Annotated in this window: 20 protein-coding genes; 11 read left to right on the top strand and 9 right to left on the bottom strand. The window is 58.4% G+C overall.

Going from position 1 to position 22,859, the window contains the following annotated elements:
* Positions 1 to 87 precede the first annotated feature (87 nt).
* The 7 genes from CLH62_RS06600 to CLH62_RS06565 form a co-directional block, all read right to left on the bottom strand.
* Complete coding sequence (locus CLH62_RS06600; RefSeq protein WP_099617303.1) at positions 88 to 834, bottom strand: amino acid ABC transporter ATP-binding protein; 747 nt, start codon at positions 832 to 834, stop codon at positions 88 to 90.
* Positions 835 to 847: 13 nt separating this feature from the next.
* Entirely contained in the window at positions 848 to 1,519 is a 672-nt protein-coding gene (locus tag CLH62_RS06595) for an amino acid ABC transporter permease (protein WP_099617302.1), read from the bottom strand.
* A 90-nt stretch (positions 1,520 to 1,609) separates the two neighbouring features.
* Entirely contained in the window at positions 1,610 to 2,368 is a 759-nt protein-coding gene (locus CLH62_RS06590) for a transporter substrate-binding domain-containing protein (protein WP_099617301.1), read from the bottom strand.
* A 298-nt stretch (positions 2,369 to 2,666) separates the two neighbouring features.
* The gene (gene metF / locus CLH62_RS06585) at positions 2,667 to 3,536 is read right to left on the bottom strand and encodes a methylenetetrahydrofolate reductase [NAD(P)H] (protein ID WP_099617300.1); all 870 of its coding nucleotides are present in this window, start codon (positions 3,534 to 3,536) and stop codon (positions 2,667 to 2,669) included.
* 12 nt (positions 3,537 to 3,548) lie between these two features.
* A complete protein-coding gene (gene ahcY, locus CLH62_RS06580; RefSeq protein WP_099617299.1) occupies positions 3,549 to 4,943 on the bottom strand; it encodes an adenosylhomocysteinase in 1,395 nt (464 codons plus the stop codon).
* Positions 4,944 to 5,411: 468 nt separating this feature from the next.
* Complete coding sequence (gene metK / locus CLH62_RS06570) at positions 5,412 to 6,602, bottom strand: methionine adenosyltransferase (RefSeq protein ID WP_099617297.1); 1,191 nt, start codon at positions 6,600 to 6,602, stop codon at positions 5,412 to 5,414.
* Between the two features lie 149 nt (positions 6,603 to 6,751).
* On the bottom strand, positions 6,752 to 7,753 hold the full coding sequence (locus tag CLH62_RS06565; RefSeq protein WP_099617296.1) for a metalloregulator ArsR/SmtB family transcription factor: 1,002 nt from the start codon (positions 7,751 to 7,753) through the stop codon (positions 6,752 to 6,754).
* Positions 7,754 to 7,976: 223 nt separating this feature from the next.
* On the opposite strand from CLH62_RS06565, the gene tkt reads away from it, so the two are divergent.
* The 6 genes from tkt to CLH62_RS06535 all read left to right on the top strand — a co-directional run bounded on the left by tkt (position 7,977) and on the right by CLH62_RS06535 (position 14,989).
* Positions 7,977 to 9,977, top strand: coding sequence for a transketolase (gene tkt, locus CLH62_RS06560; RefSeq protein ID WP_099617295.1), 2,001 nt, complete (start codon positions 7,977 to 7,979; stop codon positions 9,975 to 9,977).
* Positions 9,977 to 11,008 (top strand): type I glyceraldehyde-3-phosphate dehydrogenase, encoded by a 1,032-nt coding sequence (gap, locus tag CLH62_RS06555; RefSeq protein ID WP_099617294.1) that lies wholly within the window; start codon positions 9,977 to 9,979, stop codon positions 11,006 to 11,008. Before tkt ends, gap begins: the two co-directional genes overlap by 1 nt.
* Before the next feature lie 30 nt (positions 11,009 to 11,038).
* Positions 11,039 to 12,199, top strand: coding sequence for a phosphoglycerate kinase (locus CLH62_RS06550; protein ID WP_099617293.1), 1,161 nt, complete (start codon positions 11,039 to 11,041; stop codon positions 12,197 to 12,199).
* 239 nt (positions 12,200 to 12,438) lie between these two features.
* Complete coding sequence (gene fba, locus CLH62_RS06545) at positions 12,439 to 13,503, top strand: class II fructose-bisphosphate aldolase (protein ID WP_099617292.1); 1,065 nt, start codon at positions 12,439 to 12,441, stop codon at positions 13,501 to 13,503.
* A 156-nt stretch (positions 13,504 to 13,659) separates the two neighbouring features.
* Entirely contained in the window at positions 13,660 to 14,631 is a 972-nt protein-coding gene (locus tag CLH62_RS06540) for a DnaJ C-terminal domain-containing protein (RefSeq protein WP_099617291.1), read from the top strand.
* 13 nt (positions 14,632 to 14,644) lie between these two features.
* The gene (locus CLH62_RS06535; protein ID WP_099617290.1) at positions 14,645 to 14,989 is read left to right on the top strand and encodes a chaperone modulator CbpM; all 345 of its coding nucleotides are present in this window, start codon (positions 14,645 to 14,647) and stop codon (positions 14,987 to 14,989) included.
* A gap of 12 nt (positions 14,990 to 15,001) precedes the next feature.
* On the opposite strand, the gene CLH62_RS20940 is transcribed toward CLH62_RS06535, so the two are convergent.
* Positions 15,002 to 15,175 (bottom strand): DUF6435 family protein, encoded by a 174-nt coding sequence (locus CLH62_RS20940; protein ID WP_143752355.1) that lies wholly within the window; start codon positions 15,173 to 15,175, stop codon positions 15,002 to 15,004.
* Positions 15,176 to 15,378: 203 nt separating this feature from the next.
* Here CLH62_RS20940 and CLH62_RS06530 point away from each other — a divergent pair, with 203 nt between their 5' ends.
* The 5 genes from CLH62_RS06530 to CLH62_RS06510 all read left to right on the top strand — a co-directional run bounded on the left by CLH62_RS06530 (position 15,379) and on the right by CLH62_RS06510 (position 21,859).
* Positions 15,379 to 16,839, top strand: a complete 1,461-nt coding sequence (locus CLH62_RS06530) for a DUF5666 domain-containing protein (protein WP_099617289.1) — start codon at positions 15,379 to 15,381, stop codon at positions 16,837 to 16,839.
* A 109-nt stretch (positions 16,840 to 16,948) separates the two neighbouring features.
* Positions 16,949 to 17,806 carry a DUF6502 family protein gene (locus tag CLH62_RS06525; RefSeq protein WP_099617288.1) on the top strand — a complete coding sequence of 286 codons (858 nt, stop codon included), beginning with the start codon at positions 16,949 to 16,951 and terminating at the stop codon, positions 17,804 to 17,806.
* Positions 17,803 to 18,213: a hypothetical protein gene (locus tag CLH62_RS06520; RefSeq protein WP_099617287.1), complete on the top strand. Its 411-nt coding sequence runs from the start codon at positions 17,803 to 17,805 to the stop codon at positions 18,211 to 18,213. Before CLH62_RS06525 ends, CLH62_RS06520 begins: the two co-directional genes overlap by 4 nt.
* 40 nt (positions 18,214 to 18,253) lie before the next feature.
* On the top strand, positions 18,254 to 19,789 hold the full coding sequence (locus tag CLH62_RS06515; RefSeq protein ID WP_099617643.1) for a DUF5666 domain-containing protein: 1,536 nt from the start codon (positions 18,254 to 18,256) through the stop codon (positions 19,787 to 19,789).
* A gap of 129 nt (positions 19,790 to 19,918) precedes the next feature.
* Positions 19,919 to 21,859 (top strand): methyl-accepting chemotaxis protein, encoded by a 1,941-nt coding sequence (locus tag CLH62_RS06510; protein ID WP_099617286.1) that lies wholly within the window; start codon positions 19,919 to 19,921, stop codon positions 21,857 to 21,859.
* On the opposite strand, the gene CLH62_RS06505 is transcribed toward CLH62_RS06510, so the two are convergent.
* Entirely contained in the window at positions 21,842 to 22,813 is a 972-nt protein-coding gene (locus CLH62_RS06505; protein WP_099617285.1) for an NAD(P)H-dependent flavin oxidoreductase, read from the bottom strand. The genes CLH62_RS06510 and CLH62_RS06505 overlap by 18 nt on opposite strands.
* Positions 22,814 to 22,859 lie beyond the last annotated feature (46 nt).

Here is a 22,859-nt window from a genome sequence, read left to right as displayed (position 1 = left end):
AGGTCTGTCTAATTTTTGTCCAGTTGCGTTGCGGTCAGGGAGGGGGAAAGAGTGGAGCCCCGCAAAACGGGGCTTCACTAGTCAGGCTCAGTGTGCCAGCACCCGGCTGAGGAACGCCTGGGTGCGTTCATTCTGCGGGTTGTCGAACACGTCGTCCGGCTTGCCCTGTTCCACGATCTGGCCTTCGTGGATGTAAATAACCCGGTCGGCTACTTCCCGGGCGAAGCCCATTTCGTGGGTCACGACCATCATGGTCATGCCTTCTTTGGCCAACTCGCGCATGACATCCAGCACTTCACCGATCATTTCCGGGTCCAGGGCTGAGGTGGGCTCATCGAACAGCATCAGGCGCGGTTCCATGGCCAGGGCTCGGGCGATGGCCACGCGCTGCTGCTGGCCGCCGGACAGGTGGCTGGGGTATTTGTCGGCCTGATCGCCGATGCCCACCCGGTTCAGTAACCGCTCAGCGGTGGCGTTGGCGACGGTTTCCGGGGCGTCCTTGACCTTCTTTGGTGCCAGCATGATGTTCTTCTTCACCGTTAGGTGGGGGAAGAGGTTGAACTGCTGGAACACCATACCCACTTCCTTGCGGATTTCCGCCAGGGCTTTCGGGTTGCCGCTTTTGGGCGCCAGCGGATGGCCGTCCACCTCCAGATGACCGGATTCGAATTCTTCAAGGCCGTTCACGCAGCGGATCAGTGTGGACTTGCCAGAGCCACTGGCTCCGATAATCACCACGACCTCGCCCTGGCTAACAGTCAGGTCTATATCTTTCAGGACATGCAGATTACCGAAGTACTTGTTCATGCCCTTCATTTTGACGATATCAGTCATGAGTTGCTTTCCTTCAGACAGAGACCAGTCCACGCCGCTCGACGAAGCGGAGAATCAGGGACAGTGAGAAAGTGATGGCGAGATACATGAGCGCGACCATAAAGTACACCTCGAACGCCTGGAAGGTCGTGGCGATGTAAATCTGGCCCTGACGAACCAGCTCGCCGACACCGATAACCGAGAACAGGGAGGTGTCCTTGATGCTGACAATGGCCTGGTTGCCGAGGGGCGGCACCATACGCCGGAAGGCTTGCGGCCAGATGATGGACCAGAAGGTCTGGGTCCGTGACAGGCCGAGTGATAGCCCGGCTTCGTTCTGACCCTTGTCGATGGACTGAACGCCGCCGCGAACCACTTCCGAAATGTAGGCGCCAGAGTTTAATGCGATGGCGGCGATACCTGCGGTAAATGGATTAATGGAGGTGCCAATGAGGTCGGGCAGACCGTAGAAAATAAAAAGTACCTGAACCAGAATGGGGGTGCCGCGGAAAATTTCGATATACGCGGTGGCCGGCCACTTCAGGAACCAGAGCTTGTTGATGCTCAGCAAGCCAAAGAAGATGCCCAGGACGAAGCCAATGAGCAGGCCGCCAAACGAAATCATCAGGGTATAGGGGATCCCCTCGAGCAGAAACGGAATTGCATTGATGGCTGCTTGCCAGTCGAACTGAAACTGGGATTCCACTGTAAGTGTCTCCAGAGGAAGTTGCGGTCAGAAAGAGCCGGGGCACTCAGGCCCCGGCGTCGGGAGTCGTACGTAAGTGCTTGGCAGCCCTTACATATCTTCTGGCATGGGGCCGAACCACTTCTCGTAGATTTCCTTGTAGGTACCGTCTTCTTTCATGGCGGCCAGGGCGGTGTTCACTTCGTCCACCCACTCGCTGCCTTCAACAAGAGCGATACCATACTGCTGGCCTTCGTAGAGGGGGCCGATGGTTTTGACTTTGCCTTCGCCTTTGGTGCGTGCAAAGTAACCTACGTTCGGGGCGTCGTAGAAGACAGCGTCGATGGCTCCGGACATCAGCGCCATGTACATGTCGGCACTTCCCGGGTAAGGCGTGACGCCATCATCGGCCTCCAGGTTCTTCATCAGGTAGTCATAACTGGTGCTGCCAATCTTGGTGCCGACCTTCTTGTCTTCGAGATCGTCGAATTCATTGATGTCGCCATTACCTTCGCGTACCAGAAGCCGAAGACCGGAATCGTAGTACGGATCGGAGAAATCAACGATTTCCTCGCGCTCGTCGGTGATGGTGATACCAGCGATGGCAATGTCCACATTACCGGATTGCAGAGCCGGAATGATGCCATTGAAATCCATGGTGTTAAGATCAATGTCAAAGCCGGCGCGGTCCGCCACTTCGCGGATGATCTCCATATCGAACCCGACCATTTCGCCGGTTTCCTGATCCATCATTTCAAACGGAACGAAGCTCGGGTCGGTGACTACCTTGAGAGTTTCTGCGCTGGCGGTGCTCGCAGCCACGGTAAGGGCGAGGGTGGCACCTACTGTTTTCAGCAATTTCGTGCTCATGCTTTCTCCTTTTCTTTCTTATGAGGCTCCATTTGCCCGGTAAGGCAAGCCGGATCAATCACTGTTGTTGACTGCGATCTCCGGGGAGCGTTGATGGAACTGCATCACATACACTTTAGACTATTACGCAGATCATCGCAGGAAATCAAATGCTTGGGGGTGAGCTTCGGTCGGGGTGAGACTTAATGAGGGGTCAGATGAAAGCTTTCATCTGACCCCGTGTTCACTCGCAGCTGTAGAGGAATATTTGTAGGTCGGATTAGGCCCACAGGGCGGTAATCCGACACCACCAGATTCATCAGAAAGCAATCTTCTCCCGATCACTGATCCCCAGGTTCTTCCAGATACTGATGCTGGGCTCTGCCTGGTTCAGGGTATAGAAGTGCAACCCCGGTGCGCCGGCCTTGAGCAGCTTTTCACACATATCAGTGACTACTTCTTCCCCGAACTTGCGGATGGAATCGCTGTCGTCGCCGTAGGCTTCGAGTTGTTTGCGAATCCAGCGCGGGATTTCCGCGCCGCACATGTCCGAGAAACGGACCAGGCTGGAGAAGTTGACGATGGGCATGATGCCCGGCACCACCGGAATGGTGACGCCCATTTTTTCCAGACGGTCGATAAAGTAGAAGTAGCTGTCTGCGTTGAAGAAGTACTGGGTAATGGCGCTGTTGGCGCCAGCCTTCACCTTGCGGGCGAAGTTCCGCAGATCTTCCTCGGCATTGCGTGCCTGAGGGTGAAACTCAGGGTACGCCGCAACTTCCAGGTTGAAGGTGTCACCACTGTGCTCGCGGATGAACTCCACCAGCTCGTTGGCGTAGCGCAGCTCACCGGCAGCCCCCATCCCGGAAGGCATGTCGCCCCGAAGGGCAACAATCCGGTTGATTCCGTTGTCTTTGTACACATCCAGCAGCTCGCCGATTTCCTGGCGGGTGCCCCCGACGCAGGAAAGGTGTGGGGCCGTGGAGATGCCCTGCCGGTGCAGGTTGAGCACGGTTTCAATGGTGCGGTCCCGGGTGGAACCGCCGGCGCCGAAGGTGACGGAGAAAAAGTCCGGATTCACCTCGGCCAGCTGATTGCGCACGTTCTGCAGCTTTTCCTTGCCCTGGTCGGTCTTGGGCGGAAAAAACTCAAAGCTGAAACGGCGCTTGAACTGTTTCTGGGATTGCATCTTTATACCCGATCAGTACTTGTAGCTTTCCGGCTTGTACGGGCCTTCGACCGGTACACCGATGTATTTGGCCTGCTCCGGGGTCATCCTGGTGATCACGCCACCAAAACCTTCCACCATGGCACGGGCCACTTCCTCGTCGAGGTGCTTCGGCAGAACCTGTACGTACACGCCTTTCTCCCGGGCGTCTTCCGGCAGGTCCGCGAACTTGCGTTCGAACAGATACATCTGGGCCAGAACCTGGTTGGCGAAGGAGCCATCCATGATTCGTGACGGGTGACCGGTGGCGTTACCGAGGTTCACCAGGCGGCCTTCGGAGAGCAGAATCAGGTGGTCGTTGGTGGCCTTGTCGCGGTACACAATGTGAACCTGCGGCTTCACCTCGTCCCATTCCCAGTTCTTGCGCATAAAGGCTGTGTCGATCTCGTTGTCGAAGTGGCCGATGTTGCACACTACGGCGCCGGGCTTCAGAGCCTTGAGCATGTGCGCGTCGCACACGTTCATGTTGCCGGTAGTGGTCACCAGAATATCGGTGTTCTGCAGCAAGGCGCGATTCACGCCAGCTTCAGTGCCGGTGTTCACGCCGTCGAGGTACGGAGACACCACTTCGAAGCCGTCCATGCAGGCCTGCATGGCACAGATCGGGTCGGCCTCGGTGACTTTCACGATCATGCCTTCCTGGCGCAGGGAGGCGGCAGAGCCTTTGCCCACATCACCGTATCCAATCACAAGGGCTTTCTTGCCGGCAAGGAGATGATCGGTGGCACGCTTGATCGCGTCGTTCAGGCTGTGGCGGCACCCGTACTTGTTGTCGTTCTTGGACTTGGTGACTGCGTCGTTCACGTTGATGGCCGGCACCTTGAGAGTGCCTTCACGCAGCATTTCCTGCAGACGATGGACGCCGGTAGTGGTTTCTTCGGTCACACCGTGGCAGTTGGCCAGGACTTCCGGATACTTCTCATGGAGCAGGGCAGTGAGGTCGCCGCCGTCGTCCAGGATCATGTTCGGTTCCCAGCCGTCGACGTCAGCACCGACGGTGCGCTTGAGGCACCAGTCGTATTCTTCGTCAGTTTCGCCTTTCCAGGCAAACACCGGGATGCCCTGTGCGGCGATGGCTGCTGCGGCCTGGTCCTGGGTGGAGAAGATGTTGCACGATGACCAGCGCACGTTGGCACCCAGTTCCACCAGGGTCTCAATCAGCACCGCAGTCTGGATGGTCATGTGGATACAGCCCATGATGTTTGCGCCTTTCAGCGGCTGCTCGGCTTTGTACTTTTCGCGGAGCTTGATCAGGGCGGGCATTTCGCCTTCGGCGATGTTGATCTCTTTGCGGCCCCAATCGGCCAGTGACATATCGCGGACTTTGTAGTCGTCAAACCTGTTCAGTTTTTCTGCGGGAGTGCTCATTTGTGTTCTCCTGTCAGTTTCTTTTCGGCCTCGGAGTTTGGTCTCCGGTGCCGGTAATTTCGGTGGCGTCGGAGGTGGAGGATGTCTTCCCCGGAAACGCTACAAGCACATCCATGTGCGCTTGGGGTCGGCCATCCATGGCCTCCCACATTCCGGGGAAGACATCCCCCACCTCCTCGATCCGTGATTTGGCGCGTGCCGTCTTGGATACGCCGTTAAATCTCCTGTGGCCCTCTAGGGCGATAAGTAGAGGAGCGCTTTTCTTTGGATAAGCCCGCACCAATTGTCCGGATGCGGTGGTGAGGCAAGTCCTTCGGGGACTGTTGAGGGCCAAGGACGGCCCGAAACAAGCGCACATGGATGTGCTCGTAGCGTGTCCCCGAAGGACTTGCCTCAGCGCCGCCACTCCAAAAGGAAGCGGGCCGGGTCAAAACAGGGGTCTAAATCCAAAAGTCAGACCCAACAACATCAAATACCAGCGGCGTCCTTCAAAAGAACCGCCCGATCCGTCTTCTCCCATGGGAAGGTGGTGAACGTCTTACCGCCAACCGTCATTTCGACCGGCTCGCGGCCGAAGTGGCCGTAGGCTGCCGTTTGCTGATACATCGGGTGCAGCAGGTCGAGCATGTTGGTGATCGCGTACGGGCGCAGGTCGAAGTTCTGGCGGATCAGCTCGATGATCTTGTCGTCGCTGATCTTGCCGGTGCCGAAGGTGTTCAGGGAGATGGATGTCGGCTGTGCTAGGCCGATGGCGTAGGACACCTGAATCTCGCACTTGTCGGCCAGGCCGGCGGCGACGATGTTTTTGGCGACGTAACGGCCGGCGTAGGCGGCGGAACGGTCAACCTTTGAGGGGTCTTTGCCGGAGAAGGCGCCACCACCGTGGCGGGCCATGCCGCCGTAGGTGTCTACGATGATCTTGCGGCCGGTCAGGCCGCAGTCGCCCACCGGGCCACCGATCACGAACTTGCCGGTCGGGTTGATGTGGAACTGGGTGTCCTTGTGCAGCAGCTCTGCGGGCAGGGCGTGCTTGACGATCAGTTCCATGACCGCTTCTTTCAGATCTTCCTGGGAGACGTCGGGATCGTGCTGGGTAGACAGAACGACCGCATCGATACCAGCAACTCGCCCGTTCTCGTAGCGGCAGGTAACCTGGCTTTTTGCATCCGGGCGCAACCAGGGCAGCAGGCCGCTCTTGCGGGCTTCGGCCTGGCGCTGGACCAGGCGGTGCGAGAAGGTGATCGGCGCCGGCATCAGTACGTCGGTTTCGTTGCTGGCGTAGCCGAACATCAGGCCCTGGTCGCCGGCACCCTGGTCTTCCGGCTTCTGGCGGTCGACGCCCTGGGCGATATCGACGGACTGCTTGCCGATGATGTTGATCACACCACAGGTATCGCCGTCGTAGCCCACAGTAGAGGAGGTGTATCCGATGTCCTTGATCACGCCGCGCACCAGGTCTTCCAGATCGACCCAGGCGCTGGTGGTGATTTCACCGCCGACGATGGCCACACCGGTTTTTACCATGGTTTCACAGGCAACCCGTGCGTGGGGGTCTTCGGCCAGAATGGCGTCCAGGACGGCATCAGAGATCTGGTCCGCCAGTTTGTCCGGATGGCCTTCAGAGACCGATTCGGAGGTGAAGATGTTGTAGTCAGACATAAAGCGTGCTCCTCTGTGAGCGTTTCAAATTCAGACCGATAAGAGCCTTTGTTAAAGTGCCTTCCGGTTACCGGTTTGTTGGTTTATGTGAGGATACGTAAAACTACGTATCTGTATATCAAAATTTGTTGATATTGCGATGTCGGTCGTCACATCTGCCCGCTACTTTTCCAGAATTCCCGTACCTGGATCTGGAAGCCGTTGCGAAGACCGATAAACAGCTGTTCCCCGGCAATCAGACCCGCATCGGCGGCCCAGGCGGTCAGCTCTTCCGGTTCAAACCCCAGCCAGAGGTCGCCGCAGTTCTCTTTGGTCCAGTCCTGGTCGTGGCTGCACAGGTCACTGATGACAAGGCAACCGCCATTGTTCATCAGCGCCGACGCATCCAGAAAAATATCAGCCGGGCTCGGCACGTGGTGCAGAACCATGTTGGCGACCACCAGGTCAAAGCCATCGCCCCGGGCGAGCAGTGTGTCGGTTACGCCCTCGATCAGGTCGATGTTGTTCAGTCGTTCGTCGATACAGGTGCGGGTGGCCTTGGCCAGCATGTCCCGGCTGTTGTCGAGGGCAACCACGTGCCCGCAAAGCTCCGCCAGTACCGGCAGAAAAGCACCTTCGCCGGGGCCGATTTCCAGGGCGGTTTGCCACTGGTGTTTTCGGGAGCGCTTGCGAATGAGTTCGGCCACAGGCTCGGCGTACAGCTCAAAGGCGGCAATCAGTTCCTGCTGCTCCCGGAACTGTTCAGCGTACCGGGCGAAAAATGCCTGTGACTGGTCGGCTCGCTGGTTACGGATAGCTTCAATCTTTTCCTGCAGCTGTGGCGGCAGTGGCACCCTGTCTACCGCTTCGAAAATCTGGCGGATGGTCTGGTCCATTGGCTTGTCGCTGTCCAGGTGCAGGGGACGGCGATAGAAAATGGCGTTGCCTTCCCGCTGTGGCTCCAGCAAGCCCGCCTTGTTCATCACCTTCAGGTGGTGGCTCATGCCGGACTGGCGCATATCGAACAGCTGACTGAGCTCCAGTACTCCGAAGGTATCCCTTCTCAGCACACGCAGGATCTCCAGGCGCAACGGGTCCCCGCTTGCCTTGAAGATCGGAGCCAGTGCGTCCACCGAGGACAATTCGTTTGCGTGTGCGTTCATGGATGTCATGGATGAGAAGTTTAGGTGGGTTCGGATGGTCAATCAATAGGCATATCAAAAAATTTTGATATAGATTTATGATTCTTTGAGATCATCCCATTTCGGGAATCCACAGGCAAACAATCGTGAAAGAGTCGCATGCCGATTTGCCCCGGAACACAGTAATCGGCGAAAATACGCGCCTCTTTTTAAGCAGTCCGAATTCTTTCCCGAAAACACTGGAGAAACGTCAATGCCGTCTCGTAAAGATCTCGCCAACGCCATTCGCGCGCTGAGCATGGATGCGGTTCAGAAAGCCAAGTCCGGCCACCCGGGTGCGCCCATGGGTATGGCGGATATCGCCGAGGTACTGTGGAACGATTACCTGAGCCACAACCCGGCCAACCCTCAGTGGGCCAACCGGGACCGCTTCGTGCTGTCCAACGGTCATGGCTCCATGCTGCAATACTCGCTGCTGCATCTGAGTGGTTACGACGTTTCCATTGACGACCTGAAGAACTTTCGCCAGTTGCATTCCAAGACCCCGGGGCACCCCGAGTACGGTTACACTCCTGGCATTGAAACCACCACCGGCCCGCTGGGTCAGGGCATTGCCAATGCCGTGGGTTTCGCCATTGCCGAGAAGTCCCTGGCAGCCCAGTTCAACCGTCCCGGCCACGAGATCGTTGATCATTACACCTACGCGTTCCTGGGCGATGGCTGCCTGATGGAAGGCATCTCCCACGAAGTGTCCTCCCTTGCCGGTACCCTGGGTCTGGGCAAGCTGGTGTTCTTCTATGACGACAACGGCATTTCCATCGACGGTGACGTCGATGGCTGGTTTACCGACAACACACCGCAGCGTTTCGAGTCCTACGGCTGGCAGGTGATTCCGGCTGTAGACGGCCACGATGCTGACGCCATCCGCGCTGCCATCGAAGCCGCCCGCGCCAACACTGATCAGCCCACGCTGATCTGTTGCAAGACCATCATTGGCTTCGGCTCCCCGAACAAGCAGGGTAAGGAAAGCTGTCACGGCGCTCCCCTGGGTGACGACGAAATCGCCCTGACCCGCGAGCAGCTGGGCTGGCAATACGGCCCGTTTGAAATTCCTGCCGACATCGCCGCCGCCTGGAATGGCCGTGAGAAAGGTGCCGCGGCCCAGTCCGAGTGGGAGCAGAAGTTCGCCGCGTACGAAAAGGCCGAGCCGGAACTGGCCGCAGAATTCAAGCGTCGCATGGCCGGTGACCTGCCGGCGGATTTCGCCGAGAAAGCCCAGGCCTACATCCAGGAGTGCCAGGACAAGGGCGAAACCGTTGCCTCCCGCAAGGCCTCCCAGAACACCCTGAACGCCTACGGCCCGCTCCTGCCGGAACTGATGGGTGGTTCTGCCGATCTGGCCGGTTCCAACCTGACCATCTGGTCCGACACCAAGGGCCTGACCAAAGACGACGCCAGCGGCAACTACATCTATTACGGTGTCCGCGAGTTCGGCATGGCCGCGATCATGAACGGCATCGCCCTGCACGGCGGTTTCGTTCCCTACGGAGCAACCTTCCTGATCTTCATGGAATACTGCCGAAATGCGGTGCGCATGGCGGCGCTGATGAAACAGCGTTCGATCTTCGTGTTCACCCACGACTCCATCGGCCTGGGCGAAGATGGCCCGACGCACCAGCCAATCGAGCAGATGGCCAGCCTGCGTACCACGCCGAACATGAGCATGTGGCGCCCGGCCGATGCCGTCGAGTCCGCCGTGGCCTGGAAAGCGGCCCTCGAGCGCACCGACGGTCCGACGGCCATGGTGTTCTCCCGTCAGGGCCTGCCGCACCAGGATCGTGATGCCCAACAGCTGGCGGATGTGGCCAAAGGTGCCTACATCCTGTCTGGCAGCGAAGGCACACCGGATCTGATCCTGATCGCCACCGGCTCCGAAGTGGCCCTGGCCCAGGACGCCGCTGCCAAACTGCGGGAGCAGGGCAAGAACGTGCGTGTGGTTTCCATGCCCTCTACCGATACCTTCGATGCCCAGAGCGCCGAGTACAAGCAGCAGGTTCTTCCGCTGGACGTGACCAACCGGATCGCCATCGAAGCGGGCATTGCCGACTACTGGTACAAGTACGTTGGCCTGGACGGCCGTATCATCGGCATGACCACCTTCGGTGAGTCCGCGCCGGCCGGAGAGCTGTTCAAGGAATTCGGCTTTACCGTCGACAACGTTCTGGAAGTGGCCGCTGAACTGCTGGACGCCTGATGACAGACTCTGCCCCTTTTCGCATTGCCATCAACGGGTACGGCCGAATTGGCCAGTGCGTGTTGCGTGCGCTCTATGAAAACGGCTTCCGCGACCACCTGCAGGTGGTCGCGATCAATGAGCTGTCGGATATCGACACCATTGCCCATCTGACCCGATACGACTCCACCCATGGCCGTTTCCAGGGTGAGATTTCTGTTTCGGGGCAGGACCTCATGGTCAATGGTGACGCCATTCGGGTGTTGCGCCATTCCGAACCGGCGGAACTGCCCTGGGATCTTCTCAAGGTCGATCTGGTCCTGGAGTGCTCTGGCGCCTTTTCCGATCGTGCCACCGCCGAGCGACATATCCAGGCCGGCGCCAAACGCCTGCTGTTCTCCCAGCCCGCCGAATCGGATGTGGACCGCACCGTGGTCTATGGCATCAATGATCGCGAGCTGAACGCGGACGACACCATCGTGGCCGCGGGTTCCTGTACCACCAACTGCCTGGTGCCGGTCATCAAGGTGCTGGACGAGGCGTTTGGTGTCGAGCAGGGCAGTACCACCACGATTCACGCGGCCATGAACGACCAGCCGGTGATCGACGCCTACCACCATCAGGACCTGCGCCGAACCCGCAGCGCCCTGCACAACATCGTTCCGGTGGAAACCGGACTCGCCAGGGGCATCGAACGCCTGCTGCCCCACATGGAGGGTAGGTTCAGCTCGGTAGCCATGCGGGTGCCGACCATGAACGTCTCCGCCATCGATATGGTGGTGAACGTCGGCAAAAGCACTGACGTGGCAGCGGTGAACAACCTGTTAAAAGAGGCCGCTAACGGCCCTTTGAAGAGCATACTCGGCTATACCGACGAACTGCTGGCCAGCTCCGATTTCAATCACGACGCGCATTCCGGCGTTGTTGACGGTGGCCAGACCCGGGTAACCGGGGGCACCATGGTGAAAGTGCTGTGCTGGTTCGATAATGAGTGGGGGTTCGCGAACCGGATGCTCGATGTCAGCAAAAGCTGGTTAACCAAACACTCTTAATCTGAAAATTTTGTTGAAGGGACGAACGTTATGGCCATCAAGAAAATGACCGACCTCAGCCTCGCCGGCAAGCGAGTGCTGATCCGCGAAGACCTGAACGTGCCGGTCAAGGACGGCAAAGTCTCCAGCGACGCCCGTATCCGCGCGTCACTGCCCACAATTAAAGCCGCCCGCGACGCCGGCGCCAAAGTGATGCTGATGTCACACCTTGGCCGTCCGGATGAAGGCGTTTACGACGAAGCCTCCTCCATGAAGCCCGTCGCCGACCACCTCACCAAAGTGCTGGGCCAGGAAGTCCGCCTGATCAAGGACTACCTGGACGGCGTTGAAGTCGCCGACGGCGAAGTGGTCTTGTTCGAGAACGTCCGCTTCAACAAAGGCGAAAAGAAAGACAATGAAGAGCTGGCCAAAAAGTATGCGGCTCTGTGCGACGTTTACGTGATGGACGCCTTCGGCACCGCCCACCGCGCCCAGGCCTCCACCCACGGCGTAGCAAAATTCGCCCCCGAAGCTTGCGCCGGTCCGCTGCTGGCTGCTGAACTGGATGCCCTCGGCAAAGCCCTCGACCACCCGGCCAAGCCCGTCGTTGCCATCGTTGGCGGTTCCAAAGTCTCCACCAAGCTGGACGTCCTCAACGCCCTGGAAAACGTCTGCGACCAGATCATCGTCGGCGGCGGCATCGCCAACACCTTCCTGGCAGCAGCCGGCCACCCGGTCGGCAAATCCCTGTGTGAGCACGACCTCATCGACACCGCTAAAGAGATTGCTTCCCGCGTTAACATCCCGCTGCCGGTAGACGTTGTCGTTGCCAGCGAATTCTCCGAAACCGCCACCTCCACCATCAAGAACATCTCCGACGTCAGCGACGACGACATGATCCTCGACGTCGGCCCGGAAACCGCTGGCCAGTTCGCCGAGCTCCTGAAAAACGCCAAAACCATCCTCTGGAATGGCCCGGTAGGCGTTTTCGAATTCGACCAGTTCGGCAACGGCACCAAAGCCCTGGCCGAAGCCATCGCCGAAAGCGGTGCCTTCTCCCTCGCCGGCGGCGGTGACACCGTCGCCGCCGTTGACAAGTACGGCGTTGCTGACAAAATCTCCTACATCTCTACCGGTGGCGGTGCCTTCCTCGAATTCGTCGAAGGTAAAACACTTCCGGCTGTAGCTGTACTGGAAGAACGCGGCGCTTAAGCGGCCGATTATAAGGCTAAGACGCTTAGAACCAAGTCAGAATCGCAAGGAGGGTGGGGTAAGTCTTTCGCGGAATCTCGGAGGCCATGGACGGCCGGAGAGAAGCGCACATGGATGTGCTTGTAGCGGTTCCGCGAAAGACTTACCCCATCCTCCGCCGCAGACTCCAAAGTCAGCCGACAAGAGTCTGTAACAAAACAGAATTCAAACACTCAAAGTCCAAATGAAGGAGACGACCCATGGCCCTGATTTCGATGCGGCAAATGCTGGATCACGCCGCCGAGCATGGTTACGGTGTGCCAGCCTTTAACGTTAACAACCTGGAACAGATGCGCGCCATCATGGAAGCGGCTGACAAAACCGACTCCCCGGTGATTGTCCAGGCCTCCGCCGGTGCCCGCAAATACGCCGGCGCCCCCTTCCTGCGCCATCTGATCCTGGCGGCCATCGAAGAATTCCCCCACATCCCGGTCGTCATGCACCAGGACCACGGCACCAGCCCCGCCATATGCCAGCGCTCCATCCAGCTGGGCTTCAGCTCCGTCATGATGGACGGCTCCCTGGGTGAAGACGGCAAAACCCCGACCGACTACGAATACAACGTCGACGTGACCCGTCGCACCGTTGAAATGGCCCACGCCTGCGGCGTTTCCGTAGAAGGCGAACTGGGTTGCCTCGGCTCCCTGGAAACCGGCCAGGCCGGTGAAGAAGATGGCATCGGCGCCGAAGGCACCCTGGACCACAGCCAGATGCTGACCGACCCGGAAGAAGCAGCGGACTTCGTCAAGAAAACCCACGTTGATGCCCTGGCCATCGCCATCGGCACCAGCCACGGCGCCTACAAGTTCACCCGTCCGCCCACAGGCGACATCCTGGCCATCGACCAGATCAAAGCCATTCACGCCCGCATTCCAGATACCCATCTGGTCATGCACGGCTCCAGCTCCGTACCCCAGGAATGGCTGAAGATTATCAACCAATACGGCGGCGAAATTCCGGAAACCTACGGTGTCCCGGTTGAAGAAATCGTGGAAGGTATCAAGCACGGCGTTCGCAAGGTCAACATCGACACCGACCTGCGCCTGGCCAGCACTGGCGCAGTCCGTCGCTTCCTGGCCGAAAACCCGGCCGAGTTCGACCCGCGCAAATTCCTCAAGGAAACCATGAAGGCCATGACCGAAGTGTGCATCGCACGCTACGAAGCCTTCGGTTGTGCCGGCAACGCCAGCAAGATCAAGCCGATCAATCTCGAGCGCATGTTCGAGCGTTACGCTTCTGGCGAGCTAGATCCGAAGGTCAAATAAGCTTCTGGATTCAATTGGGGCGGTTTTCCGCCCCAAAATCCTGACCCACCTCAAGTTAAGAACAAGCCTCCCCTTGTAATTTCGCGAACCTCATCAACTATAGTGATTAGTAAACGAGCAAAACGCTCAGCCCAATAACCAGTGGTGAGGAACCTGATGGATTTCAAAGACTATTACGCCGTGCTCGGTGTGAGCGAGTCTGCCTCCCCCGAGGAGATCAAAAAGGCCTACCGGAAGCTGGCCCGGAAATACCATCCGGATGTCAGCAAGGAACAGGATGCCGACACCAAGTTCAAAGACCTTGGTGAAGCTTACGAAGTACTGAAAGACCCGGAAAAACGGGCGGAATACGACCAGCTGCGCAAATACGGCGCCAAGGCGGACGGGTCCTTTGAGCCACCACCGGGCTGGCAGAGTGCGTCAGGCTTTGGCGGTGGTGGTTACACCGACGCCGATGCCCGGCAGTTCAGTGATTTCTTTGAGGAGATCTTCGGCGGCGGGCGCCGGGGTGGATTCTCAGGCGGCCCTGGCGGTGGTGGTTTTCGCCAGAACGTAAAAATGCGTGGTGAAGACGTGCACGCCAGGATCGCCCTGTTCCTCGAAGAAGCGTTTCACGGCTGCGACAAGCAGGTATCGTTTACCGTGCATGAAGCGGACGAGCATGGCCGGGTTATTCCGCGGCAGAAGACCCTGAAAGTGAAGATTCCCGCCGGTATGCGCGAGGGCCAGCATATCCGCCTGAAAGGCCAGGGGGCCCCCGGGGTTGGCGGCGGTGAACCGGGTGACCTGTTTATTGAGGTCGAGTTTGCGCCGCATCCTCAGTTCACGGTTGAAGGCCGCGATGTTCTGGTCACGGTACCGATAGCCCCCTGGGAGGCGGCTCTCGGTGCGACCGTGACCGTGCCGACGGTTGGCTCGAAGGTGAACGTGAAAGTGCCCAGGGGCTCCACCAGTGGGCGCAAGCTCAGGCTGAAGGGCAAGGGCTTCCCCGGCAAACACCCGGGGGACCAGATCGTCGTCCTGCAGGTGACCATGCCGGAGAAACACAGTCCGGAGGCTGAAAAGCTTTATGAGCAGCTGGCCGAGGCCGAGAAGAATTTCAATCCACGCAGCAAGCTTCACGTGTGAGCGGGAGTAAGGGATGAGCAAGCAAGATCATATTCTGACGGTAGAGGTGTTCGACCAGGATGGCAGCACCTTCACCCTGCGTGAAATCTGCGAGCGCGGCGAATGCCATGCCGAGTTTGTTATCAAGCTGGTTGATTACGGCATTATTGCGCCACTTGAGGATTTGCCGGAAGCCCGGCAATGGCAGTTCAACGTTGAGGCGCTGGGCCGGTTGCGAAAGGCCATGCGGCTGCAGCGGGATCTGAAAATGAACCTGCCCGGGCTGGCCATGTCTCTTGAGCTATTGGATGAAGTTGAGGAAATGCGCCGGGAAGTCGCGCGGCTTAACCATCGAATACGGCAACTGATGGGGGAGTGACGGCTCCCCCGATTATTTCTTTTCCTCCAAAGCCTGAATCTCGGCGTAGATTTTCTCCGCCTCTTCCATGAGGGTCCCGTGGGTTCTCAAGTCGCCGTTGCGTTGTGCGTGCAGCGCCTTGGTGAGCTTGTCTTCGTAGGCCTTCTGTAGCTTTTTCGTCGGGTCGCCCTTCAAAAATCCCAGCATGTTTTTGAACCTGTTTTGGTCGAGTATCCCAATCTTTACGTCTCCTGCGCCATAAAGTTCACAAAACCTTCATGATCAAAAACTGGACAGTCCGCAAAAATGGGATTAAATTCCCAAATACATAATTGGGAAAATAATCCCAATTACAAAAAGGCAGTTCAGATGGCTGCCTCTGAACGCAAGAACGAGCCTGGAGAAGAGCGATGAAACGTAAAGCCCTGACAGTAGCAGTGAAGTTAGCTATGACCGGCGCGCTGGCTGGCGCCCTTGCAGCCTGTGGTGGCGGTGGTTCCGACAGTTCCATCAGCACGACGGGGACCTCTTCCGGTACCAGCGTGGGAGCGGTGTCCGGTTTTGGCAGTGTGTATGTAAACGGCACCCGCTTCGCAACCAGTGGCAGTGTCGACAGCGATGACGGCCTGGAGCGGGAGGATCAGCTGGAGAAAGGCATGATCCTCAAGGTCGAAGGTGATTGGGACGACCGCGGCGAAGGCCGGGCCGACCGGATCAGCTACGACGACACGCTCCGGGGGCCGATCTCCGGCATGAGCTGGGACGATGTTGCCCGCACAGGAACACTCACTTTGCTGGGTCAGACCATCGCCCTGGATGGGAGGACCGTGTTCCGTGGCGCCACTCCGACCGAGATTGCGGCCAACCCTCAGGGGTATCGGGTGCGAGTCAGTGCGTGGCGTCTGGACGATGGCAGCTTCCAGGCAAGCTTTGTCGGCGCACGGGCCATTGGCCTGGATTTCGATGACGACAATGAAGTCGAAATCGAGGGTGTTGTCACCAACCTCGACAGCAGCGCGGAAACCTTCACCATCAACGGTTTCCCGATCGATTACACCAGTGCTGTGGGCGACGATGATTTCTCCCTGGATGATCTCGCCGACGGGCTTGTTGTTGAAGTGGAAGGGCGCCTGGAGGGCGGTACCATTGTCGCCGAAGAGATTGATGATGAGGACGACTGGTTCAGTGATGACGACGATGACGTCGAAATCACCGGCAGTATTTACGATTTCGACGCCTCCAGCCGCCAGTTCACCCTCAATGGAGTAACGGTTCAGATCACCGGCGGCACCGAATTTGACGATCTTCGAGAGAGCAGCCTGGCCGATGGCCTGTTCATCAAAGTGGAGGGCAGCTTCCGCGATGGCGCTCTGGTCGCCGAGGAAATCAAGGGAAAGGAGTCTGACGCAGAGTTGGATGGCAGGGTGGAATCGATCGATCTGACCAATGAAACCCTGATTGTCAGTGGCGTACGAGTGCAGCTCACCGGCAACACCCTGATTGATGACGACGACGAAGATGACGAACGCCGCAGCCGGGTCCAGGACATCCAGAGCCTGCAGGTCGGAGATTACCTTGAGATTGAAGGTCGCCAGCGCTCCACCGACGGCGGCTCCCTTGAGGCCTTCAGCATCGAGCGCGAGGACGACGATGAGGACGATGATTATGAGCTTGAAGCGCGGCTGGACGCCGTCGGCTCAGGGTCCATCACTCTCATGAATCTCGAAATTCTGCTTGGTGGGTACAGCGTCTCTGGTGCGCAGGTTGGCAACGAAGTAGAAGTGCAGTATCGCCGAACCAGCGGAGGTCAGTACGAGCTGACTGATAACGTCGATGCTGATGATAGCAGCGACGACGATTCTGACGACTGATCAGCAAATACCAGCCCGGGCCAGGGAGCTCTTACCCGGTAACTTTTACCCGGTGACCCTGGCCCGGTGTTCTGGCTTTCAATGTCGCTATGGGAATACAATCCCAAACATGAAAAAAACCAACCCCCTGCATAAAGCGCTGTTCCGCATTCTGCGCCCTCTGGCGAGGTTGCTGTTGAGAAATGGCATTCCCTTCGGGGAGTTTTCCGAGCTGGTGAAGCGTGCCTACGTGGAAGCTGCCCTGGAAGACTTCTCCGATGGCCGACGGAAGCCTACGGATTCCCGGGCGGCGGTGATGACCGGGCTGACCCGTAAGGAAGTGAAGCGCCATCGGGAGATTCTGGCAGGGGAGCAGACTGGCACTCGCGATGTACTTCATGCCAACCGGGCATCCCGGGTGGTTTCCGGTTGGGTGCACGATGCAGCCTTCCAGACTGGAGAGGGCGAGCCTGCCATGCTGGCATTCGACGGCCCCCTGAGCTTCAGCGAGCTGGTCAAACGCTTCAGCGGCGATATGCCGCCCCGGGCCGTGCTCGATGAACTGCTCCGGGTAGGTGTGGTGTCGGTAGACGGGGATTCAGGCCGGCTGATTCTGCAGCAGAGGGCCTACGTGCCCGCGGGAGACAGCGAAGAAATGCTCCAGATCTTCGGCGAGGACGTATCAGATCTCATAGCGACAATTGATCACAATCTGATCAGTGGCGAATCCGGACAGCCTCCACGGTTCCAGAGAACCCTGACCTACAACAATATTCCTCCGGAAGTGATGGAGCGCTGGCGCCGGCACGCAGCTGCCCAGTCCCAGGCACTGCTGGAACAGCTGGACAAATGGCTTGGGCCCCACGATCGCGATATATCGGGGCCACAGGCTGGCGGTCAGTCCGGTGATTCGGTCCGCACGGGTGTGAGCATCTTCTTCTTCGAAGAGTCTGCCCACAAGAACCCGAAAGGAGAAGGGCCGCAATGAGTCACATGAGGCAGCCGAACGTTATTGGCCGTTGGGAGCCAACAGAACTCGCGAGCACCATTCTCTCTGCTTCGTCCCGGCAAGTCGTTCGCGCCTGGATCAGCCGGAGGGAGTTTCTCGACGAGCATCATGATCCGGTCATGCTGATAATGGATACTCACTCGAAAGATTCCTTCACCAGACTGGTTCAATCCGCCAACCCGGACCTGGCCCCCGCGGTGGTCCTTAACGAACTGTTGCGCAAAGGCGTGGTTGAGCCACTCGACAGCGGTTACCTGATGCTCAGGCGCAGCGTCTACGCGCCCTCGCAGCCGCGCCTGCAGAACCTGCAGAATGAGTCCCGAATCAACAGAGTGTTCGAAACGGACGATGATGTCCCTCGCAGGCGCTACAACGATGTTTATTGAAGAACACCGGCCCGGAATGCCGGACAGGGAGAGAAAGGATATGAAACGGCAACTCCGCAATCGTGTTTTCGGGCTGGCCGCCGGTACAGTGGCTTTCGGAATAATCTCTGCCTGCGGCGGTGCAGGTGACGGTGGGCTTGGTGTGGCCGATGGTGGCATCCGGGGCACGGGGTCCAGCGTTGGGCCGGTTTCGGGGTTTGGTAGTGTGTTTGTGAATGGTGTGGAGTTCTTTACAGACGATATCCCCAACCGTGCTGTAGAGAGTAACGACGGAATCAGCTCCGAATCCGACCTCAGCGAAGGCATGATTCTCCGGGTGGAAGGTGAATGGCAAGAGGATGGTCAGGGAACGGCTGAAAAACTCAGTTATGACGACACATTGCGTGGACCGATTGATCAGCTTGCTCCGGATCCGAGCGGGGCGGGCGAGTTTGTCACGGTTACTGTCATGGGCCAGCAAGTGCGGGTTGACCGCCAGACTGTGGTAAGGGGTATCACATTCGCTTCGCTACTTGGTGGCACCGGCGCTGGTCAACATGTACGCGTTAGTGCCTGGCGGCAAGCGGATGGTTCGTATCGGGCGGGATACATCGGGACGATTTCCCGGAATCTGACTGACATTGAGCTTGAAGGTACCGTATCTGCTATCGATACAGATCTGAACCAGCTCACTATTGGCACGATTACGGTTGAGTACGATGAGGACCATGTTGTTTTCGGCTCCGGGCTGACGGAGACAGAACTGAGTTCCGCGACGGCTCTGGAAGTGGAGGGCAGCCTCACCGGCAGCGTACTGACGGCTGTTTCAATAGACCGAGACGATGCCCGTCGCTTCGCTCGTGAGGATTCTGATGACATTGAGCTCACTGCGGCAATCGATGCGCCTTACACTGCGCTTGATGCAGGTGATCGGCCGGGTGAGTTCACCATGGGTGGTCTCACCATAAGGGTCACCGCTAGCACCGAGCTTGCCAACGGATTGTCGCTGTCAGATCTGAATACAGACCTGCTGGTGCAGGTAGAGGGTAATTTCATATCCGACACAATTGTGGAAGCCGACGAAATAGAGCTGCGTGAGGCCAACGCCAAGGTTAAAGGGGCGATTGGGGCAATCGATAGCGCTGCTGGCCCGTTCGAGGTGGGCGGCGTAACCGTAAGGATTACACCTCTTACTATCCTGGCCCGGGATGACGATAGCGCACAGGCTTCTGTCGCTCTCGTCTCTGGAACGCAGGTTGAAGTCGAAGGAGTTGAGAAGTCAGACGCTTCGGGAGTCTATATCGAAGCCCTGAAAATCGAAGTGGGCAATGAAGAGGATGGCGGAGCGACCAATGAGTTTGAGCTTGAAGGCGGTTTGCAGAACATCACCCAATTCCCCGGCTCCATCATGGTGCTCGGCGTGCAAATGAGTGATCGGGATGCGGAGTACGACGGCGAAGATCAGGATACTGCGAGGGATGCCATTGTCGACGCATTTGAAAGATCTGAAACAGTAATCCTGGAAGTCGAATACTCCAATACGCTGTCCGGCTTCGTCGCCAACGAAATCGAACTGGAAGAAGACGATAACGACTGACTACAAAACCCGTACATAAAGGCGCCCCTTTCCGGCCCGGGTTTTGCTATACATACGGACACACGCTTCGCAGGGACGCTGTAACTGGCTGTGCAGGATGCATGAAGCACACATACCAGCGGAGTCCGTATGTCTTTAAGTTTTCTCAGGCGGCTGATCTCGAGCCGCCTCCTCAGGCCTGTTTTCCTGATCCTCGTAGTAGCAGGCCTGGTTCAGGTGGTGGTCAGCCAGTGGCTGATTTCCAGTCAGGTGGAGCGCCTGGTGCAGACAGCCGGGTCCGCCCTTGAGTCCAGCAGCCAGCAGGTCAGCGCATCCTTCGGAGAAACCCGCGAGGATGTCCGCTCCCGCCTGGAGACCATGCGGCAGAAGACCACCGAGGAATTGTCCGCGGAACTTACCCGCCAACAGACCGAACAGCAGGAGCGCGTTGCCGGCAATGTGCGCGCTGCGGTTATGTCCGAAGCCCAGGGGCTGGCGGATGTGCTCGCTGCGGTAGCCGCCCCGCTGATCTGGGACAGAGACATTCCCCGCCTGACCGGTCTTGTTGAGCTGGCCGATGCCCGGGAGTCGGTGGTGTTCGCCGTTTATTACGACCAGTACGGCGAGCGTCTGACCCGGTACGTTGATCGCACCGACGATCGCGTGCGCACCTTGATGGAGCAGGGGGAAGGCCGTGGTGCGGCAAATCGTGTCCTGGATGCGGCAAGCCGTGACCCCAACGTGGTTATTATAACCGCGGAAATCAAACCTCAGGGCTCCTCCATTGGTCAGCTGAAACTCGGTTTATCCCTTGAGGGTATCAACCGGGATATGGCCGCCCTTGAGGAAGAGTTCGGTGCCACCATCGCCGGCAGCATCGATGCCCTTCGGGATACCCTGGAGGCTGAAACCGAGCTGGTGAATCAGCGCCTTCAACAGCAGTTGGCCGGTATGGATTCAGATACCCGAACCAGAATCCAGAGCACGGTTGAAGCCCTGAATGCGGAGGCGTCCAGCCTGTCCGCCAATCTGAGCATCCTGGCCATTGGTTCCCTGGTAATCCTGATCGTACTGGTGGCGCTGGTGCTTGGTGGCGGATTGCTGCCGAGAGTCCTGCGTTTAAGTTCCGCGATCTGGGATATCGCCGACGGAGAAGCAGATCTGACCCGTCGGGTCTCCCTCAAGGGTAACGATGAACTTACCGAGATGGCCCGGGGTGTGAACCGCTTTATTGCCCGAATCCAGGAGCTGGTGTCTGATGTCAAAGCCTCGGCGGAATCCGCCGCCGGCCAGGCCCGGACCCAGGGCGAGATCAGCCGCAGTGCGGTGGCGGCGGTCAATCGCCAGGAACAGGAAGTCGCCGAGGTTTCAGGAACCATGGAAGCCATGTCTGGCAGCATTGCCGAAGTGGCTGAGAGCATTCAGGATGTGGCCAGCTCCGTCAGCAATGTCAGTTCCGAAAGTGAGGCCACTGCCGGTATTTCCCGGCAGGTCCGGGACAGGCTGGATCAGGTGGTTCGCAATGTTGAGCAGGCGGTGGACGCCGTCAGCCAGTTGGACAACCAGAGTAAAGAAATCGATTCGGTACTGTCGGTCATCGGCGCTATCGCCGAGCAGACCAACCTGCTGGCCCTGAATGCCGCGATAGAGGCGGCTCGGGCTGGTGAGTCCGGTCGGGGCTTCGCGGTAGTGGCCGATGAGGTTCGCACCCTGGCGAGTCGCACCCAGAAATCGACGACAGAAATCCAGGGCATCATCGAGCGCCTGCAGAAAGGCAGCCGGCAGGCGGTCACCGTAATTGGTGAAGTCTCGGGCCAGGTAGCGGAATCCTCATCGGAATTCCGACGGGCTGATGAGCACTTCGATCGGATCAACCAGCTTCTGGGCAGCCTGCAGGACAGGGCACTCGCCATCTCGTCGGTGGCGGAAGAGCAGGGCCGGCATGCCAGCGAAGTAAGCGTGAGTGTCAACGACATCGCGGGTTCTTCCCGGGACACGGTAGAGGCCATTGAGCGCTCCGATGAGGCCAGTGGGCAGATTGCCCAGACACTGGCCTCGCTGCAGTCCAAGGCCTCACAGTTCCGGGTCTAGACGGGCCCGGGCATTGCGGTATTCCCCAGAAAGCCGGGCCACCAGATCGGAGACACTCAGAACGTCCCGGATCTGGCTCACGCCCTGGCCTGCGGACCAGACGGTTTTCCAGGCCTTGGCTTCGTCATCAATGGGCTTGAGCTTCTCCCCATAGTTGATCTCGCCGGCCTGGTTCAGTTTGTCCATCGGGAAGCCCGCAGCTTCCAGGCTTTGTCGCATAAAACTGGCGGGTATACCGGATACCGCCGGTGTGTGAATGATGTCACCGGAAACCGCCTCGATGATCATGTTCCGGTAGGCCTCTTCCGCCAGGGACTCGGTGGTATTGATAAACCGGGTGCCCATGTAGGCCAGGTCGGCACCCAAAGCCTGTGCTGCCAGAAGATCCTCACCATGAGACAGACCACCGGCCAACAGGATGGTGCCATCAAACACTTCGCGGATTTCATGCACGAGAACAAACGGGTTGATGGTGCCGGCATGGCCGCCGGCTCCGGCCGCTACCGCAATGATGCCATCGACGCCGGCTTCCGCCGCCTTGCGGGCATGCTTCTGGTTAGTTACATCATGGAATACCACGCCGCCGTACCCGTGAACCGCTTCAACCACCTGGCTGGCCGCACCCAGTGACGTGATGACGATCGGCACCTGGTGTTTTACGCACAGTTCAAGATCCGCCTGCCAGCGAGGGTTGGTCCGGTGTACAATCAGGTTCACCGCATAGGGCGCTGTTTTGCTGTCCGGATTCAGTTTCCGGAACGCATCCAGTTCTTCGTTCATCTGGATCAGCCAGTCCTCGAAAGCTTCACTGGTGCGCTGGTTCAGGGCCGGAAAACTTCCCACAATGCCCTGTTTGCAGCAGGCAAGGGCCAGCTCCGGGCCAGAGATCAGGAACATGGGGGCGGCAACCAGGGGAAGGGTAAGTGTGTCTTTCAGGGATGCGGGCAGCGGCATTGGGATTCCTTATTTTTTGTTGGAACTTTTGTAGGATATAAAGGAT

Origin of the sequence: Marinobacter guineae, assembly GCF_002744735.1 — a bacterium.
GTDB lineage: Bacteria > Pseudomonadota > Gammaproteobacteria > Pseudomonadales > Oleiphilaceae > Marinobacter > Marinobacter guineae.
This window is presented reverse-complemented; position numbering and strand designations above follow the sequence as displayed.

Excerpts from the sequence above, each read along its gene's own strand:
- CLH62_RS06540 (WP_099617291.1), top strand. The coding sequence starts at position 13,660 with ATGGATTTCAAAGACTATTACGCCGTGCTCGGTGTGAGCGAGTCTGCC.
- CLH62_RS06520 (WP_099617287.1), top strand. The coding sequence starts at position 17,803 with ATGAGTCACATGAGGCAGCCGAACGTTATTGGCCGTTGGGAGCCAACA.
- CLH62_RS06515 (WP_099617643.1), top strand. The coding sequence starts at position 18,254 with ATGAAACGGCAACTCCGCAATCGTGTTTTCGGGCTGGCCGCCGGTACA.
- CLH62_RS20940 (WP_143752355.1), bottom strand. The coding sequence starts at position 15,175 with ATGCTGGGATTTTTGAAGGGCGACCCGACGAAAAAGCTACAGAAGGCC.
- fba (WP_099617292.1), top strand. The coding sequence starts at position 12,439 with ATGGCCCTGATTTCGATGCGGCAAATGCTGGATCACGCCGCCGAGCAT.
- CLH62_RS06590 (WP_099617301.1), bottom strand. The coding sequence starts at position 2,368 with ATGAGCACGAAATTGCTGAAAACAGTAGGTGCCACCCTCGCCCTTACC.
- CLH62_RS06565 (WP_099617296.1), bottom strand. The coding sequence starts at position 7,753 with ATGACATCCATGAACGCACACGCAAACGAATTGTCCTCGGTGGACGCA.
- gap (WP_099617294.1), top strand. The coding sequence starts at position 9,977 with ATGACAGACTCTGCCCCTTTTCGCATTGCCATCAACGGGTACGGCCGA.
- metF (WP_099617300.1), bottom strand. The coding sequence starts at position 3,536 with ATGCAATCCCAGAAACAGTTCAAGCGCCGTTTCAGCTTTGAGTTTTTT.
- CLH62_RS06510 (WP_099617286.1), top strand. The coding sequence starts at position 19,919 with ATGTCTTTAAGTTTTCTCAGGCGGCTGATCTCGAGCCGCCTCCTCAGG.
- CLH62_RS06530 (WP_099617289.1), top strand. The coding sequence starts at position 15,379 with ATGAAACGTAAAGCCCTGACAGTAGCAGTGAAGTTAGCTATGACCGGC.
- CLH62_RS06535 (WP_099617290.1), top strand. The coding sequence starts at position 14,645 with ATGAGCAAGCAAGATCATATTCTGACGGTAGAGGTGTTCGACCAGGAT.
- tkt (WP_099617295.1), top strand. The coding sequence starts at position 7,977 with ATGCCGTCTCGTAAAGATCTCGCCAACGCCATTCGCGCGCTGAGCATG.
- CLH62_RS06550 (WP_099617293.1), top strand. The coding sequence starts at position 11,039 with ATGGCCATCAAGAAAATGACCGACCTCAGCCTCGCCGGCAAGCGAGTG.
- CLH62_RS06505 (WP_099617285.1), bottom strand. The coding sequence starts at position 22,813 with ATGCCGCTGCCCGCATCCCTGAAAGACACACTTACCCTTCCCCTGGTT.
- CLH62_RS06525 (WP_099617288.1), top strand. The coding sequence starts at position 16,949 with ATGAAAAAAACCAACCCCCTGCATAAAGCGCTGTTCCGCATTCTGCGC.
- ahcY (WP_099617299.1), bottom strand. The coding sequence starts at position 4,943 with ATGAGCACTCCCGCAGAAAAACTGAACAGGTTTGACGACTACAAAGTC.
- metK (WP_099617297.1), bottom strand. The coding sequence starts at position 6,602 with ATGTCTGACTACAACATCTTCACCTCCGAATCGGTCTCTGAAGGCCAT.
- CLH62_RS06600 (WP_099617303.1), bottom strand. The coding sequence starts at position 834 with ATGACTGATATCGTCAAAATGAAGGGCATGAACAAGTACTTCGGTAAT.